Annotated in this window: 15 protein-coding genes; 8 read left to right on the forward strand and 7 right to left on the reverse strand. The window is 63.9% G+C overall.

Features of this window, described 5'->3' with window-relative positions; all coding sequences use genetic code 11:
* The first annotated feature begins 406 nt into the window (after positions 1-406).
* Complete coding sequence (argF, locus tag FA94_RS06860) at positions 407-1336, forward strand: ornithine carbamoyltransferase (RefSeq protein ID WP_035548204.1); 930 nt, start codon at positions 407-409, stop codon at positions 1334-1336.
* Between the two features lie 250 nt (positions 1337-1586).
* On the forward strand, positions 1587-2813 hold the full coding sequence (locus tag FA94_RS06865) for an argininosuccinate synthase (protein WP_035548206.1): 1227 nt from the start codon (positions 1587-1589) through the stop codon (positions 2811-2813).
* Positions 2814-2973: 160 nt separating this feature from the next.
* Here the strand turns inward: FA94_RS06865 and murB are convergent, their stop codons facing one another.
* Positions 2974-4014, reverse strand: coding sequence for a UDP-N-acetylmuramate dehydrogenase (gene murB, locus FA94_RS06870; RefSeq protein ID WP_035549463.1), 1041 nt, complete (start codon positions 4012-4014; stop codon positions 2974-2976).
* Positions 4015-4197: 183 nt separating this feature from the next.
* Here murB and FA94_RS06875 point away from each other — a divergent pair, with 183 nt between their 5' ends.
* A complete protein-coding gene (locus FA94_RS06875) occupies positions 4198-4683 on the forward strand; it encodes a YajQ family cyclic di-GMP-binding protein (RefSeq protein WP_035548209.1) in 486 nt (161 codons plus the stop codon).
* Positions 4684-4878: 195 nt separating this feature from the next.
* Here FA94_RS06875 and plsY read toward each other — a convergent pair whose 3' ends face one another.
* Entirely contained in the window at positions 4879-5520 is a 642-nt protein-coding gene (gene plsY, locus FA94_RS06880) for a glycerol-3-phosphate 1-O-acyltransferase PlsY (RefSeq protein WP_035548212.1), read from the reverse strand.
* A 163-nt stretch (positions 5521-5683) separates the two neighbouring features.
* Positions 5684-6175, reverse strand: coding sequence for a Cys-tRNA(Pro) deacylase (gene ybaK / locus FA94_RS06885; RefSeq protein ID WP_035548215.1), 492 nt, complete (start codon positions 6173-6175; stop codon positions 5684-5686).
* Positions 6176-6330: 155 nt separating this feature from the next.
* Here ybaK and FA94_RS06890 point away from each other — a divergent pair, with 155 nt between their 5' ends.
* The gene (locus FA94_RS06890) at positions 6331-7893 is read left to right on the forward strand and encodes a class I adenylate-forming enzyme family protein (RefSeq protein ID WP_035548218.1); all 1563 of its coding nucleotides are present in this window, start codon (positions 6331-6333) and stop codon (positions 7891-7893) included.
* 38 nt (positions 7894-7931) lie between these two features.
* On the opposite strand, the gene xerD is transcribed toward FA94_RS06890, so the two are convergent.
* From xerD to queG, 3 genes are read right to left on the reverse strand one after another with little or no spacing between them, the layout of a single operon-like run.
* The gene (gene xerD / locus FA94_RS06895) at positions 7932-8867 is read right to left on the reverse strand and encodes a site-specific tyrosine recombinase XerD (RefSeq protein ID WP_035548220.1); all 936 of its coding nucleotides are present in this window, start codon (positions 8865-8867) and stop codon (positions 7932-7934) included.
* A complete protein-coding gene (locus FA94_RS06900; RefSeq protein WP_035548223.1) occupies positions 8864-9334 on the reverse strand; it encodes a methylated-DNA--[protein]-cysteine S-methyltransferase in 471 nt (156 codons plus the stop codon). The genes xerD and FA94_RS06900 overlap by 4 nt, the downstream gene beginning before the upstream one ends.
* Before the next feature lie 38 nt (positions 9335-9372).
* Positions 9373-10638, reverse strand: a complete 1266-nt coding sequence (gene queG, locus FA94_RS06905; RefSeq protein WP_035548226.1) for a tRNA epoxyqueuosine(34) reductase QueG — start codon at positions 10636-10638, stop codon at positions 9373-9375.
* Between the two features lie 17 nt (positions 10639-10655).
* Between queG and tsaE the strand changes: the two genes are divergently transcribed.
* The 4 genes from tsaE (at position 10656) to trxA (ending at position 14925) form a co-directional block, all read left to right on the forward strand.
* Entirely contained in the window at positions 10656-11240 is a 585-nt protein-coding gene (gene tsaE / locus FA94_RS06910) for a tRNA (adenosine(37)-N6)-threonylcarbamoyltransferase complex ATPase subunit type 1 TsaE (RefSeq protein WP_035548229.1), read from the forward strand.
* Positions 11222-12796, forward strand: a complete 1575-nt coding sequence (locus FA94_RS06915) for an N-acetylmuramoyl-L-alanine amidase (protein ID WP_035548232.1) — start codon at positions 11222-11224, stop codon at positions 12794-12796. The genes tsaE and FA94_RS06915 overlap by 19 nt, the downstream gene beginning before the upstream one ends.
* Before the next feature lie 308 nt (positions 12797-13104).
* Positions 13105-13986 (forward strand): pirin family protein, encoded by an 882-nt coding sequence (locus FA94_RS06920; RefSeq protein WP_035548235.1) that lies wholly within the window; start codon positions 13105-13107, stop codon positions 13984-13986.
* Between the two features lie 90 nt (positions 13987-14076).
* The gene (gene trxA, locus FA94_RS06925) at positions 14077-14925 is read left to right on the forward strand and encodes a thioredoxin (protein WP_035549467.1); all 849 of its coding nucleotides are present in this window, start codon (positions 14077-14079) and stop codon (positions 14923-14925) included.
* A gap of 56 nt (positions 14926-14981) precedes the next feature.
* On the opposite strand, the gene tcdA is transcribed toward trxA, so the two are convergent.
* The gene (gene tcdA / locus FA94_RS06930; protein WP_035548238.1) at positions 14982-15833 is read right to left on the reverse strand and encodes a tRNA cyclic N6-threonylcarbamoyladenosine(37) synthase TcdA; all 852 of its coding nucleotides are present in this window, start codon (positions 15831-15833) and stop codon (positions 14982-14984) included.
* Positions 15834-16052: the final 219 nt, after the last annotated feature.

Consider the following 16052-nt stretch of genomic DNA (forward strand, 5'->3'; position numbering starts at 1 on the left):
CCCAGCGGGATGACAGCAAAGCGGACGGCACGGCGACATGCACTGCGTGAACTCGCCATGCCGACGAATCGCGCCACCGGAAACCGCCAGGGGCCGACTGAACTGCCTCGGCGCTGGTCATGACGGCGCACCGCGTGAGGGCTTTCTGAGCCGCGCGAGCCGTGTCCCGCAAGCGAAATATGGGCTTGCTGGGCTTTGGGATAACCGCAAGATTATAGCGCAGCGGACCTTTTTCCGCAGCGCACACAAGACTTGTCCGACACTTGCGAGCGGCTTTCAGACAGCTTGCCCGGCCTTTTAGCCGACTCGTCAAACGGGGCGAAATCCTTTATGCTGCATTGAGTTACCACAAACGACGGCGGCGCCGTCCGGCAATCCTGCCGGGTGAGACCGCCGTATTTGTTTCATGACCGCCAAGAAAATTCGCCACTATCTGCAGTTCAAGGATTTCTCGCTGGACGACTACGAGTACGTGCTCGAACGCGCGCGCATTCTGAAGCGCAAATTCAAGAGCTACGAGACTTATCACCCGCTGCACGATCGCACGCTGGCCATGATCTTCGAAAAGAATTCGACACGCACGCGCCTGTCGTTCGAAGCCGGCATCTTCCAGCTGGGCGGCCACGCGGTGTTCATGAGCACGCGCGACACCCAGCTCGGCCGCGGCGAACCGATCGAAGACGCGGCGCAAGTCATCTCGCGCATGGTCGACATCATCATGATCCGCACGTTCGGCCAGGACATTCTCAAGCGCTTCGCCGAGAATTCGCGTGTGCCGGTGATCAACGGGCTGACCAACGAATATCACCCGTGCCAGGTGCTGGCGGACATTTTCACGTACTTCGAACACCGTGGCCCGATTCGCGGCAAGACGGTGGCATGGGTCGGCGACGCCAACAACATGCTGTACACGTGGATTGAAGCCGCGCAGATCCTCGGCTTCAAACTGCGCCTGTCCACGCCGCCGGGCTACAAGCTCGATCACACCATGGTTGCCGCGGAAAGCGCGCCGTTCTACGAAGAGTTCGACGACCCGAACGAAGCCTGCGCGGGCGCCGATCTCGTCACAACCGACGTCTGGACCAGCATGGGCTTCGAAGCTGAAAACGAAGCGCGCAAGAAAGCCTTCGCCGACTGGTGCGTCGACGCCGACATGATGGCGCGCGCCAACGCCGACGCGCTGTTCATGCACTGCCTGCCCGCCCACCGCGGCGAGGAAGTCAGCGCCGAAGTGATCGACGGCCCGCAAAGCGTCGTGTGGGACGAAGCGGAAAATCGTCTGCACGTGCAAAAGGCGTTGATGGAATACCTGCTGCTCGGCAAGCTGAATCACTGAGCGAGCCGCTGCCCAGCACGATCAGCAGCATCTGCGTGAAGCGCGACGGGGCCTTGAATACGAGGCAAGGCATCCACGTCAGCGCCACGCATCCGGCCGAATGTCAGGGCTTCATAAGAGCCTGGCCGACCCGCCACCTAGCCCCAAAACCGCGGGCGCGTGGCGGTTTAGTGTCAAAATAGTGCTTTTTCCGCGCTCCGGAACCGCCGGCGCGCCTTGTTTTCCCGCTTTTTCCAGCTACGAGTTCACCATGAGCGATATCAAGAAAGTCGTGCTCGCCTATTCGGGCGGCCTCGACACCTCCGTCATCCTGAAGTGGTTGCAGGACAATTACGACGCCGAAGTCGTCACGTTCACGGCCGACATCGGCCAGGGCGAAGAGCTGGAACCGGCGCGCAAGAAAGCCCTGCAACTCGGCATCAAGCAGGACAACATCTTCATCGAAGACCTGCGCGAAGAATTCGTGCGCGACTACGTGTTCCCGATGTTCCGCGCCAACACGATTTATGAAGGCGAGTACCTGCTGGGCACGTCGATCGCGCGTCCGCTGATAGCCAAGCGTCAGATCGAGATCGCTCGCGCCACCGGCGCGCAGGCGGTGTCGCACGGCGCAACCGGCAAGGGCAACGACCAGGTTCGCTTCGAACTCGGCTACTACGCGCTGGAACCGGGCATCAAGGTGATCGCGCCGTGGCGTGAATGGGATCTGCTGTCGCGCGAAAAGCTGCTCGCTTACGCGGAAAAGGCCGGCATTCCGATCGAAATGAAGCACAAGCAAGGCGGCGCGCCGTATTCGATGGACGCGAACCTGCTGCACATTTCGTTCGAAGGCCGTCATCTGGAAGACCCGAAGAACGAAGCCGAAGCCGATATGTGGCGTTGGACCGTGTCGCCGGAACAGGCGCCGGACCAGGCTGAATTCCTCGATATCGAATACGAGCACGGCGATCCGGTCGCGATCAACGGCAAGCGTCTGTCGGCGGCGGAAATGCTGACCGAGCTGAACCGTCTGGGCGGCAAGCACGGCATCGGCCGTCTGGATCTGGTGGAAAACCGTTACGTCGGCATGAAGTCGCGCGGCTGCTATGAAACGCCGGGCGGCACGATCATGCTGAAGGCGCACCGCGGCATCGAGTCGATCACACTCGACCGTGAAGTCGCACACCTGAAAGACGACCTGATGGCTCGTTACGCGTCGCTGATTTATAACGGCTACTGGTGGAGCCCGGAGCGTCGCGCGATCCAGGTGCTGATCGACCATACGCAAGACAAGGTCAACGGCTGGGTGCGTGTGAAGCTGTACAAGGGCAGCGTGTCGGTTGTCGCGCGCGATTCGAAAGAAACGCTGTTCGACAAAACCATCGCCACGTTCGACGACGACGGTGGCGCTTACAACCAGGCCGACGCCGGCGGCTTCATCAAGCTGAACGCACTGCGTATGCGGATCGCGGAAAATGCGCGCCGTCAGCGTGACTGAAGGTGAGCATTTCGGCGTAGGCTAACTTCGTGCAAGCGAAGTTAAGCGCCGAAAAGTTGACGCAAAAAAAGCGCCGGGAGAAATCTCCCGGCGCTTTTTTCTTTTCCAGCCGTCGCTCAGAACCGGGGGCAATTCAACAGTCCGACCGCACCTCAGCCGATCACAAACAAACCGGCTCCGCTTCCAGCTCCACACCAAATCTCGCGAACACATCGCGCTGTACCGCCTTCGCGAGCGCCAGCACCTCCGCCCCACTCGCGCCGCCGCGATTCACCAGCACCAGCGCCTGCCGTTCATGCACCGCCGCTGCGCCCATCGCGCGCCCTTTCCAGCCGCATTGATCGATCAGCCAGCCTGCCGCGAGCTTCACCCGCCCATCCGCCTGGGGATATGACACGAGCTCCGGCTCCTTCAACTTCAACGCCTCGAACTGCTGCGCCTCCACCACCGGATTCTTGAAGAAACTGCCAGCATTGCCGAGCTCCAGCGGATCCGGCAGCTTCGCGCGCCGCACCGCGACCACCGCATCGAAAATGGCCTGCGCAGTGGGCGACGCATCCACATGACCGTTCGCAGCCAACGCCCGCGCCAGATCGGCATAAGCAGCGCGCGGCTGCCAGGCCTTCGGCAGACGGAACGTCACCGACGTAATCACGAAGCGGTCGCGCCCTTCCCGCTTGAAAAAACTGTCGCGGTAGCCGAACCGGCAGGCCTGTGAGTCCAGCTCGACCGTCTCGCCCGTGGCGAGCTCCACCGCGCGCAGCGACGCGAAGCGCTCGCACATCTCCAGGCCATACGCACCGATATTCTGAATCGGCGCCGCGCCGACCGTGCCCGGAATCAGCGCGAGGTTTTCCAGTCCGGGCAACCCTTGCGCCAAGGTCCACGCCACGAACTCGTGCCACGACTCGCCGCCGGCCGCTTCGACGTACCACGCCGCGTCGTCTTCGCGCACGACACGCCGGCCGCGCAGCGCCACCAGTAACACGACTCCACCGAAATCGCCGCTCAGCACCACGTTGCTGCCGCCGCCCAGCACCAGACGCGGCAAGCCGGCCGCGCGCGGGTCGCGCACCGCCGCCATCAGTTGCTCCTCGCGCTCGATCCGGCACGCAAACTGCGCGCGAACGTCGAAGCCGAAGGTGTTGTGCGCCTTCAGCGAGTAGCCGGCCATGAACTCGGGGGATTCGGATTGGGACATCGGAATGAGAGGAATGAGCGTCGAATGAAACGACATCGGCCCCGGTCCGCGCGACAATGCACGGCAGCCTTGGGCAAAAGGGAACGGCGTCGGTAAAATGACGACCGGTCCGTGATTATAGCGAGTGCCCCGTGAGCAGCCGACCGGCCGCGTCACGCACCGCAGCACTATTGGGAGAATGCAATGCCATCGTTTGACGTCGTCTGTGAAGCAGACATGATTGAAGTGAAGAACGCGATCGAGCAGTCCAACAAGGAAATCTCAACCCGCTTCGACTTCAAAGGGTCGGACGCGCGCGTCGAACACAAGGAAAACGAAATCACCGCCTACGCGGACGATGACTTCAAGCTCGGCCAGGTGACCGACGTGCTGCTGTCCAAAATGGCCAAGCGCAACGTGGACGTGCGCTTCCTCGACTACGGCAAGACCGAGAAGATCGGCGGCGACAAGGTCAAGCAGGTCATCAAGATCAAGAAGGGCGTGTCCGGCGACCTGTCGAAGAAAATCGTGCGCCTCGTCAAGGACAGCAAGATCAAGGTCCAGGCGAGCATTCAGGGCGACGCGGTGCGCATTACCGGCGGCAAGCGCGACGATCTGCAAAGCGTGATCGCGATGCTGCGCAAAGACGTGACCGACACGCCGCTCGACTTCAACAACTTCCGCGACTGAGCGTCAGTTACGCGGATGGGCGCCTGGGTAACCAGGCGCCCGCCGGGCGGCACGGCCGCGAAGGCGCCGCGCGACTTATGCGCGGCGGTGTCGACAAAGCGCTAGCAGCCCACCCGCCCACGCGTCACCCCAGCCTTGGAGGAGGCGCAGAGTGCGCCCACACTCAACAACCCGCCACACCCCTCGGCTTCACCCTCAACGATCATTCCCCGCCGCCGGACTCGCGGCCGCCTCCGCCTTCTTGGCGCCGATCCGGCTTTCCTGCCCGCGCATCAGCTTGGCGATATTGCCGCGATGACGCCACACCAGCAGCGTGCTCATCACCACGATCGCCAGCGCGATAATGTGCGGCCCGAACAGAAAGCCATCGAACAGCGGCGCGAACACCGCCGCAGCCAACGCGGCCAGCGACGAATAGCGCGTGAAGAACGCCACGATCAGCCACGTAAGCAGCGTAGCGATACCGAGAATCGGATTGATCGCGAGCAGCACGCCCGCGGCAGTGGCCACGCCTTTGCCGCCCTTGAAGCGGAAGAAAACCGGATACAGGTGGCCGAGAAACACCGCGATCGACGCGATCGCCACCGACGTATCGTCGAGCCCAAAACGCGCGCCGAAGTGCACCACGACCCACACCGGCAGCCAGCCCTTGAAGGCGTCGCCGATCAGCGTGAGAATCGCGGCCTTCTTGCTGCCGCTGCGCAGCACGTTGGTAGCGCCCGGATTGCCCGAGCCGTACGAGCGGGGGTCGTCGAGGCCCATCGCTTTGCTGACGATCACGGCAAACGACAGCGAACCGATCAGGTAGGCAACGACAGCAACGATCAGGTTTTGCATCAAGGGACTCTTATAAGGATCGGCGGTCTGAAACTCGATACCCCAACCGCAACAGGGCATACAACAAGGCGTGCAACGGACAGACACACCCGCAAACACAGCGGACGACAAAGCGGCGCACATTCTACCCAACCCGCCCGCCCGGAAAACATTCAGGCAAACGTCAATCGACGCTCGCGCACTGAACCGCCTTCGCGGCCAGCAGACCGGTCAGCACCTTCGGCTCGATACTGACCAGGAATCCGCGCCGCCCGCCGTTCAGCCAGACCGTGTCCATCTCGAGAATGCTCGACTCGACGTACACAGGCATCGCCTTGCGCGTCCCGAACGGTGAGGTGCCGCCGATCAGATAGCCGGAGTGCCGGTTCGCCACCTCGGGCTTGCACGGCTCGACGCGCTTCGCGCCGATCTGCCGTGCGAGGTTCTTGGTGCTGACGGTCCGGTCGCCGTGCATCAGCACGATCAGCGGCTTGGCGTGTTCGTCTTCCATGACCAGCGTCTTCACGACATGATGTTCGTCTACGCCGAGCTGGCGCGCCGATTCGCCGGTGCCGCCGTGTTCGACATAATCGTAAGGATGTTCGCCGAACGCGACGCCATGGCGGCGCAGAAACTGCGTGGCCGGCGTTTCGGAAACGTGTCTGGATTTGCTCATCGGCGCATTGTAATGGCGAGTTTGCACAACGGCTATTTGCCGAACGGCCAATTGTGCGGGTCCGGCGATTGTGGCACGATCGTTCGCAAATCGTCCGACGCACCGCACGTTGGGCACCGAATCGCTAACCGCAACCATGTTGCACGGAGACAGCGTTGAGCCTCGAGTCCTCCCCCCGTTCCACGATCGACATCCCCGCCTTGCTCGCCGCCCTGCCCGCGCGCATCGCCGAGATTCCGGCGCTCGCCGCCGCCCGCGATCCGCAGCACGTCGCGCTGATCGAAGATGCGCGCCGTCTCACCAGCGCGCAACTGCTGGCCGCCGTCGAAGCCGCCGCCGCGCTGCTGCGCGAATGGGGCGTGCGTGGCGGCGACCGCGTGATGATCGTCGCGGAAAACAGCATCGCGCAGATCGTGCTGCTGTTCGCCACGGCGAAACTGGACGCGTGGGCGCTGGTGTCGAACGCGCGCCTGTCCGCTGCGGAACTCGACTCGATCCGTGCGCACGCGCAGCCCCGCGTGGTCGCGTACGCGGTGGAAAGTTCGAAGGACGCCGAGCAGCATGCCGTGCGTCATCAGGCGATCGCAGCGCCGGCGTTTACACCGGACATCGGCGCGTGGTCCTACACGGTCGAGGCCAACGTGCAGGCCGAACCCGTCGAAGCCGCCAACCACCGCCAATGCGCCGCGCTGATCTACACCACCGGCACCACCGGCGCGCCGAAGGGCGTGATGCTGTCGCATCGCAACTTGATGTTCATCGCGTCGGTGTCGAGCCGCCTGCGCAACGTCGGCCCTGACGACGTCGTCTACGCCGTGCTGCCCATCTCGCACGTGTACGGTTTCGCGTCGGTGTGTCTCGGCAGCCTGCACGCGGGCGCGACCTTGCGGCTCGCGCCGCGCTTCGCGCCGGAAGCCGTGCGTCGCGCGCTCGCCGACGAACGCGTGTCGATCTTCCAGGGCGTGCCGGCCATGCACGCCAAGCTGCTCGAACATCTGCAGACGCACGGCCATGCGTGGTCCGCGCCGCGTCTGCGCTTCGCCTACTCGGGCGGCTCGCCGCTCGACGCCGCGCTGAAGTCGCAGATCGAAGCCGTCTACGGTCTGCCGCTGCACAACGGCTACGGTATGACCGAAAGCAGCCCGACCGTCTCGCACACCATGCTCGACCTGCCGCGTAGCGACTGCTCAGTTGGCGAGGTCATTCCGGGCGTCGAGGTGCGCTTCGTCGGACTCGACGGTGTGGATGCCGCGCCCGGCGAGATCGGCGAGTTGTGGGTGCGTGGCCCGAACGTGATGCTCGGCTATTACCGTAACCCCGAGCAAACGCGTGTCGCCGTGACTGAAGACGGCTGGCTCAAGACCGGCGATCTCGCGCGCCAGGACGCGGACGGCGCGTTGCATATCGTCGGGCGCAGCAAGGAGCTGATCATCCGCTCGGGCTTCAACGTGTATCCAGCCGAAGTCGAGCATGCGTTGAACGCGCATCCGCAGGTCGTGCAGTCGGCAGTGATCGGGCGGGCGGTCGAGGGTAATGAGGAAGTGGTCGCGTTCGTCGAATTGATCGCGGGCGCGAAGGTGACGGCGGCTGAGCTGATTGCGTGGTGCGGCGAGCGGCTCGCGCCGTATAAGCGCCCGGCCGAAGTGAAAGTGCTTGCCGCGTTACCCGCCGCTTCGACCGGCAAGATTCTCAAGCACCGGTTGCGCGAGTATCTCTGAAGCGACAACCGACGCGCCGCTGCGGGCGCCACACCACCTCACCCACGCGGATGATGCTCCGCGTGCAGCGACTTCAACCGCTCGCGCGCCACGTGCGTGTAAATCTGCGTGGTCGAGATGTCGGTATGTCCGAGCAGCAATTGCACGACGCGCAGATCGGCGCCATGGTTGAGCAGGTGCGTCGCGAACGCATGCCGCAACGTGTGCGGCGACAACGGCGCATGCACATTCGCCGCCACCGCATGCCGCTTGATGATGTTCCAGAACTGCTGACGCGTCATGCCCTCCGCGCGGCTCGTCACGAACAGCGCGTCCGTGGCGCGCGCGCCGAGCAGCGCCGGCCGCGCCTCGCGCAGATAACGTTCGATCCAGCCATGCGCCTCTTCGCCGAACGGAATCAGACGCTCCTTCGAGCCCTTGCCCATCACGCGCACCACGCCTTCGTTCAGGCCCACTTCCACGGTCTTGAGCGTGACGAGTTCCGTGACACGCAGACCGCTCGCGTACATCAGTTCCAGCATCGTGCGGTCGCGCAAACCTAAGGGCGTGGCGACATCGGGCGCGCCGAGCAGCGCTTCGACTTGCGCCTCGCTCAGCGTCGACGGAAAACGCGGCGGCTGTTTTGCGGAGCGGATGCGCAGCGTCGGATCGACCTTCGCGCGATGTTCGCGCACCGCCCACGCGTAATACCGCCGAAACACCGAAAGCCGGCGGTTCGCCGACGTCGATTTGTCCTTCTGACGCGCGGCGCTATATGCGTTGAGATCGGCTTTGCCGGCAATATCGAGCGACGTGTTGCGGGTCTGCGCCAGCCATTCGCAGAACAGACGCAGATCGCGGCGATACGCGTCGAGCGTGTTGCGCGACAGGCCGTGTTCGAGCCACAGCGCGTCGCAGAATGCGTCGATCGAGGCGGAACTCGCCGCGAACAGAGGCGACGCGAGGCTCGCGCCGTCAGCCAGGGTATCGCTCATGCGTAGGGAATGCCTTCATGCTTGAGAAGCCAGCGTTTGACGTTGCGAAAGAAACCGTCGCCGGCATGATGCGCGAAACCGCCGATGTCGCCCGAGCCGACCACCCGATGACACGGAATCACGATCGGGAAATAGTTCGAACCGCATGCTTGCCCGACCGCGCGCGGCACGCTGCCCACCTGCTTCGCCAGTTGCCCGTAAGTCAGCACGACGCCAGGAGGAATTGCGCTGATCGCCTGCCAGACGCGCTGCTGGAACGCAGTGCCGACCGGCGCGAGCGGCAATTCGAAGGTGGCGGACGCCTGCTCGAAATACCGTTCGATCTGCTCGACCGCTTGCCGGGCCAACGGCGTGTCCGGCGCGACGTTCTCGATCGACTCCGGCAGATAGACGATCTCGCGCACGGCGTCGCCTTCGAGGCGAATGCCGACTTTGCCGAACGGCGCATCGATCACTGCGTTGAACATGGTTGCCTGCCCCCTGACTGGCGCGGAATGCCGCTACTTTACGCCGCTTCCAAAGCCCATTCCACATGCTCGCGCACCACCGCCGACGGGTCGTCGGCACGCAGCCTTAGCGAATCAACAATGCGCTCGCGCGCCTCCTCGCTCAAGCTTTCCGGCGACGCCGCGCGCAACGCATTGCCCATTCCCACCGCGAGATTGCGCAGCCAGCTTTCGTAACCGATGCGGCGAATCGCGCTGCCCTGCATGCGCGTGTCGAAGTCTTCCGCGCTCCATGCAAACAGCTCGACGAGCGACGCACGATCCAGCCCATGCCGCACGTCGAAATCGGCGACCGGCGCCGCCTGCGCGAACTTGTTCCACGGACACACGAGTTGGCAATCGTCGCAGCCATACACGCGATTGCCGATCAGCGGCCGCATCTCCACGGGAATACTGCCTTTCAATTCGATCGTGAGATAGGAGATGCACAGCCGCGCGTCGACCTTATACGGCGCGACGATCGCACCGGTCGGACAGGCGTCGATGCAGCGTGTGCAACTGCCGCAATGCGCGCCGGGCGTTTCCGGCGCAACGTCGGGCGCGATCTCGGCGTCGGTCGGCAACGGCAAGTCGACATAAATTTCGCCGAGGAAAAACAGCGAGCCCGCATCGCGTTGCAGCAGCAGCGTGTGCTTGCCGCGCCAGCCGATGCCGGCCTTCTGCGCAAGTTCTACCTCGAGCACGGGCGCCGAATCGGTAAATACGCGGTAACCGAACGCGCCGATCTCGGCTTCGATTTTCTCGGCAAGTTGTTGCAAACGGTTACGCATAACCTTGTGATAATCGCGGCCGCGCGCATAGATCGACACCACCGCCGCCGACGGATCCGCAAGCCGCGCCGTTTCGGCCGCACGCCAGTCCTGCACGAGCGGCGCAATGAGCGGCACAGCGAGCGGCGCGTCCTGCAAAGCGCTTTCGTGCGCCTTTCCGCTCAATGTCTGCGCGGGCAAATAGGCGATGCGCGCGGTAATCACACGTCGCGTACCGGCCACAAGCTCGGCCGGGCGCGCGCGTTTCAACCCGTGTTTCGCCATATAATCCATCTCGCCGTGACAACCCGCTTCCAGCCAGGCTGCAAGCGGCGCTTCGGCAGCGGAGAGGTCGGTGTCGCTAATGCCGATCGCCCCGAAACCCAGTTCACGGCCCCAACTTTTGATGTCGAGCGCGAGCGCATTCAGCGCCGCTTCATCGAATGGACGCTCGGCACCCGCGTCGTGGTTAGACGCTGGCGTGCTGGAAACAGGGGACTCCGGACTTCGGTTCATCACGCCATTTTACGAGAATGCCTGTCAATCCCGATCAAGCGATCCAACCGCCCGCTGCAGTCCTGCTCGAACGCACCTTCGCGCTCGCGGACGAAGCCGCCACGCTCGCCTTCGGCGCGCGCTTCGCGCAAGCGATCGAAAGCCTGCGCGGCACGCCGGGCGAAACACGGCAAGCGGCGCCAGGCGCTGACGGCGACACGGCATTTCACGGGCTGCAAGTGCAGTTGGTCGGCGATCTCGGCGCTGGCAAAACCACCCTCGTCCGCTCGACCTTGCGCGGCCTCGGTCACACCGGCCGCGTGCGCAGTCCCACCTACACCCTCGTCGAACCCTACGAGCTCGAACGGCCCGCTGGGGAACTCACGCTCTATCACTTCGATCTGTATAGATTCACCGATCCGGCCGAATGGGCCGATGCGGGCTTTCGGGAGTACTTCGACAGCGGCGCGGTCTGCCTCGTCGAATGGCCGCAACGCGCGGGGCGTCTCCTGGGCGTGCCGGATCTCGTCTTCACGCTCGAGCTGGATCACACGGGCGAAGGCCGCGTACTCGTCGCACGCGCATATAGCGAATCAGGAAAGGCATGTCTCGAAAGATGTTGATCAAACCGTTCCGCTCGATCGAATCGGCGGCTACCGCCTCGCATAACTGGCGGCGTCGGCAGATTCTGTGCGCGGGCGCGTCCACGCTGATGCTCGGCCTCGTCGCGCCGCGGCTCGCATGGGCCAGCTCGGTGCTCGGCGTGCGGGTCTGGCCGGCGCGCGACTACACCCGCGTGACGATCGAATCCGATCAGCCGTTGCAGAACGCCCAGCAATTGCTGCAGGGACCGGACCGGCTGGTGGTCGATCTGAGCGGCCTCGACCTCGATCAGGCGCTGAAGGATCTGGTGTCGAAGATCACGCCGAACGATCCACAAATCTCGTCGGTGCGGGTCGGGCAATATCAGCCGCACGTGGTGCGCATGGTGTTCGACCTGAAGGGTTCTGTGAAGCCGCAGGTGTTCACGCTGCCGCCGGTCGGCGCGTACAAGTACCGGCTGGTGTTCGACCTGTATCCGGCGGTCGCGCCCGATCCGTTGATGGATCTGCTCGCGCAGACCGAACACAAGCAGCAGACGCTGAACGAAAACAGCGCGCCGCCCGCTACGCTGAGCGGCCCCGGCACCACGCCGCCCACGGCCGACAACAGCGAGGCGTTCTTCGACCGCTATGCGCAGAACGGTGGCGCTGGCGCCGGTTCGTCGAACGGCGTGCCGCGTCCGCCGGTGCATGGTGCGCCTACGCCCATGCCACCGATCATCGCCAGGCCCACCGCGCCGGTCGCGCCGCCTACCGCGATCGCTCGCAATAAAGGTGGCAACAGCGCAAGCAACCTGGGCGGTGACGACAACGGCGGCGACGACAACTACGCGTTCACCGCGCCAAAATCCGGCAAGAGCAACACGGTGCGTCTGCTGACCGTCGCGATCGACCCGGGTCACGGCGGCGAAGACCCGGGCGCGATCGGCAGTTCGGGCACGTACGAAAAACACGTCGCGCTCGACATCGCGAAGAAGCTGCGCGCGAAGATCGACGCGCAGCCCAACATGCGCTCCATGATGACGCGCGACGCCGACTTCTTCGTGCCGCTGAACGTGCGCGTGCAGAAGGCGCGGCGCGTCGGCGCGGACCTGTTCGTGTCGATTCACGCGGACGCGTTCACCACGCCCGAGGCGAAGGGCTCGTCGGTGTTCGCGCTATCCGACCACGGCGCCTCGAGCGCCGCGGCGCGCTGGATGGCGAACAAGGAGAACTCGTCGGATCAGATCGGCGGGATCAATATCAAGAGCGCCGACGCCAGCGTCAATCGCGCGCTGTTCGATATGTCGACCACCGCGCAGATTCGCGACTCGATGCGCTACGGTAACTTCGTGCTGAAGGAAATCGGCGGCATCAACAAGCTGCACAAGGGCTCGGTGGAACAGGCCGGGTTCGCCGTGCTGAAGGCGCCGGACATTCCGTCGATCCTCGTGGAGACGGCCTTCATCAGCAACCCGGATGAAGAACGCCGCCTGAACGACGACGCGTATCGCGACAAGATGGCCGACGCGATCATGAACGGCATCAAGCGTTATTTCGCGGCGAATCCGCCGTTGGCGAAGAACCGTATGACGTGATGATGTGTTGGGAGGCTATGAGCGTCATGCAGCATGAGCGTGGCGTTCACAAGTTCACACCCCGATCGTCTACCTGTCGAATCACACCGCGCGAAACGCGCAAGCAAACGCCCAAACAAACCGGCCGCTCTCCACAACGAGGCGGCCATTTTCTTTTGCACGAGACAAACGCTCCTTGCTACGGATTCCCGGAGCGTCAACCTGCGACAGCCTGCGGCAAGGTGCGCCGAACCGTCGTCGTCACGCCCTCCGCAGTAGAATCATCCATTAAGCAAAATCCCCACACACTATTCCAGCCGAGCCTGACCATGTCTTCCTCGATCAAAGCAGTCCTCAAACCGCATCTGCGCGACGTCGGCAGTCTGACCGTGCGGCGTGTGCTGCCCGCCATGGCCGCACGTCTGATCGGTCCGTTCATCTTCTTCGATCACATGGGTCCGGCCACGCTCGAACCCGGCGTCGGCCTCGACGTGCGTCCGCATCCGCATATCGGCCTCGCCACCGTGACGTATCTGTTCGAAGGCTCGGTCATGCATCGCGACAGCCTCGGCTCGGAGCAGAAGATCGTCCCCGGCGACGTCAACTGGATGACCGCGGGCCGCGGCATCGTCCATTCCGAACGCACGCCGGAAGAAGACCGCGCGACCGGCCTGACCATGCACGGCATTCAGACCTGGGTCGCGTTGCCGCTGGACGACGAAGACATCGAGCCGTCGTTCTCACATCATGCCGGCGACACGCTGCCGGTCGTCGAGCGTAACGGCGTGACGCTGCGGGTGATCGCGGGCACCGCTTTTGGCGAGACCTCGCCGGTCGTCACGTTCTCCGGCACGCTGTATGTGGCCGGTGAGTTCGCGCCGGGCAGCGCCTTCGCGCTGGAACCGGAACACGAGGAACGCGGCGTCTATCTGGTGGACGGCGATCTGGAGATCGACGGCACGCCGCTCGAAGTCGGTCAGATGGCCGTGCTCGCGCTCGACGAAACCGTCACGCTCGCCAGCACGCACGGCGCGCGCGTGATGCTGCTCGGCGGCGAGAAGCTGGACGGCGAGCGCTTTATCGAGTGGAATTTCGTCGCCAGTTCGCGCGAGAAGATCGAAGCCGCGAAGCTGGCCTGGACGAATCAGGAGATGGGCAAGGTGCCGGGCGAGACTGAATGGATTCCGCTGCCGGAACGCAAAGGCGCTTGATCGGCGAAGGAGACGCGTCGGCACACGCCGTATTGAATCCACGCCGACCGGCCCCATTTAATGACAAACCGTTTTATCGACGAGGACGCAATGGACACCACTCTGGCCACTTTCGAACAGGACGTCATCACGGCGTCGACGCTGGCCCCCGTGCTGGTCGATTTCTGGGCGCCCTGGTGCGGCCCGTGCAAGACGCTCGGCCCGATGCTCGAAAAGCTCGAAGCCGAAGCCGCCGGCAAATGGAAGCTGGTGAAGGTGAACGTGGACGAAAACCAGGAGCTGGCCGCGCACTTCCAGGTGCGCAGCATTCCGCACGTCATGGCGTTTGCCGACGGCCGGCCGGTCGATCAGTTCGTCGGCGTGCTGCCTGAAGGTCAGTTGCGCGAGTTTATCGAGCGGCTGGTACCGCAAGGCGCGGACGCGGCGCGTCTCGAAGCGCAAACCGCGCTGGCCGAAGGCCGCCGCGACGACGCGTACGACGCGCTGCAAGCCGCCCTCGCCTACGACCCGGGTTTCGACGAAGCGCGCATGGACCGCATCGAGATGCTGCTCGAAGACAACCTGATCGACGAAGCCCGCAACGAAGTCGATCTGCTGTCGCCGAAAACCACGCAGGGCATCGACGCGCGTTTCAACGCGATCAAGACGCGACTCGACGCCGTGGATGCCGCCGCGGACCTGCCGCCCACAGACGCACTCGAAGCCAAAGTCGCCGCCGATCCGGCGGATCTCGAAGCGCGCTTCGATCTGGCCAGCGCGCTGATTGCGCATCGTAAGTACGAAGGGGCGCTGGAACATCTGCTGGCGATCGTGCAACGCGACCGCACGTTCCGTGACGATATCGGCCGCAAGACGATGCTGTCGGTGTTCGATCTGGCCGCGCATCAGCCGGAGCTGGTGTCGCAATGGCGGCGTAAGTTGAGCGCGGCATTGTTTTAAACAAACCGCGCAATGCCCGAATGCGGTGGCAGCCTATGCGGCCATCGCATGTTTCTTCAAGCCGCGGCCGGCTTCCCTAACGCCCGCAACACATGCGCGGCGGCGGCAAATCCAAAGCTCGCGGTCACACACACGCTCGAGCCAAACCCCGCGCAATTCAAACCGACCGGGCCTACAGGCGACGTGTTCACCTGCTCCGCGTCCTCGTCGACATCGACTGCGGCCACTTCCGGATAGATCAGCGGTTCGTCGGAATACACCGCGCTCACCTTGAACTTCGCTTTCGGCCCGCGCGGGAAATTGTGCTGTTTGCGCAATTGCGCGCGCACCTTCGACAGCAACGGGTCCTGGATCGTCAGCGCAAGATCGTCGATGCGAATGCGCGTCGGATCGAGTTGCCCACCCGCGCCGCCCACCGTGATCAACGGCTGATTCCGCTCGACGCACCACGCGATCAGCGCGGTCTTGGTGCGCACGCTGTCGATCGCATCGATCACGTAATCAAAGCCGCCGCCGAGCGTCGCGGCGAAATTATCCGGCTCGACGAAGTCTTCGATCAGCCGCACATCGCAATACGGATTGATCGCCGCGATGCGTTCGGCCATGGCTTCGACTTTCGGTTTCCCGTAGTTGCCGTCGAGCGCATGGATCTGCCGGTTAGTGTTGCTCTCGGCCACGTTGTCGAGATCGATCAGCGTCAGCGTGCCGACCGCGCTGCGCGCGAGCGCTTCGGCCACCCACGACCCCACGCCGCCAATACCGATCACCGCGACATGCGCCGCTTCGAACGCAGCCAGCGCCGGCGCCCCATACAGACGGGCGATACCGCCGAAGCGCCGCGCGCGGTCGGCGGTTTCACTCCCGTCGAGGCTGGTAGTAAGATCGGATTGCGCGGTGGGGCTGGACATGGTGGCGGGGCTCGTTGGAAATCAGGCGAAACAGGTAAAACGGAAATGTGCGGCGCTCACGCGTTCGCAGCCGGTATTTTGCCTGATCGCGTCAATCCCTATCGGCGCAAGGGTGACTCAGCGCAAGCGAGCGCGAATATGGCGCAATACACTGGTGTACGGCGCGAGGCCTTGACCTGGTCGCGCGCAAAGATTTCTCTCCTTAGCTATACTGGACTG

Source organism: Burkholderia sp. 9120 (genome assembly GCF_000745015.1).
In the GTDB taxonomy this organism is placed as follows: Bacteria; Pseudomonadota; Gammaproteobacteria; order Burkholderiales; family Burkholderiaceae; genus Paraburkholderia.

Coding starts and splice junctions, on each gene's coding strand:
- argF (WP_035548204.1), top strand. CDS start 407: ATGACCGCCAAGAAAATTCGCCACTATCTGCAGTTCAAGGATTTCTCG.
- FA94_RS06865 (WP_035548206.1), top strand. CDS start 1,587: ATGAGCGATATCAAGAAAGTCGTGCTCGCCTATTCGGGCGGCCTCGAC.
- FA94_RS06920 (WP_035548235.1), top strand. CDS start 13,105: ATGTCTTCCTCGATCAAAGCAGTCCTCAAACCGCATCTGCGCGACGTC.
- tsaE (WP_035548229.1), top strand. CDS start 10,656: ATGCCTGTCAATCCCGATCAAGCGATCCAACCGCCCGCTGCAGTCCTG.
- FA94_RS06900 (WP_035548223.1), bottom strand. CDS start 9,334: ATGTTCAACGCAGTGATCGATGCGCCGTTCGGCAAAGTCGGCATTCGC.
- murB (WP_035549463.1), bottom strand. CDS start 4,014: ATGTCCCAATCCGAATCCCCCGAGTTCATGGCCGGCTACTCGCTGAAG.
- FA94_RS06915 (WP_035548232.1), top strand. CDS start 11,222: ATGTCTCGAAAGATGTTGATCAAACCGTTCCGCTCGATCGAATCGGCG.
- trxA (WP_035549467.1), top strand. CDS start 14,077: ATGGACACCACTCTGGCCACTTTCGAACAGGACGTCATCACGGCGTCG.
- FA94_RS06875 (WP_035548209.1), top strand. CDS start 4,198: ATGCCATCGTTTGACGTCGTCTGTGAAGCAGACATGATTGAAGTGAAG.
- tcdA (WP_035548238.1), bottom strand. CDS start 15,833: ATGTCCAGCCCCACCGCGCAATCCGATCTTACTACCAGCCTCGACGGG.
- xerD (WP_035548220.1), bottom strand. CDS start 8,867: ATGAGCGATACCCTGGCTGACGGCGCGAGCCTCGCGTCGCCTCTGTTC.
- plsY (WP_035548212.1), bottom strand. CDS start 5,520: ATGCAAAACCTGATCGTTGCTGTCGTTGCCTACCTGATCGGTTCGCTG.
- queG (WP_035548226.1), bottom strand. CDS start 10,638: ATGAACCGAAGTCCGGAGTCCCCTGTTTCCAGCACGCCAGCGTCTAAC.
- ybaK (WP_035548215.1), bottom strand. CDS start 6,175: ATGAGCAAATCCAGACACGTTTCCGAAACGCCGGCCACGCAGTTTCTG.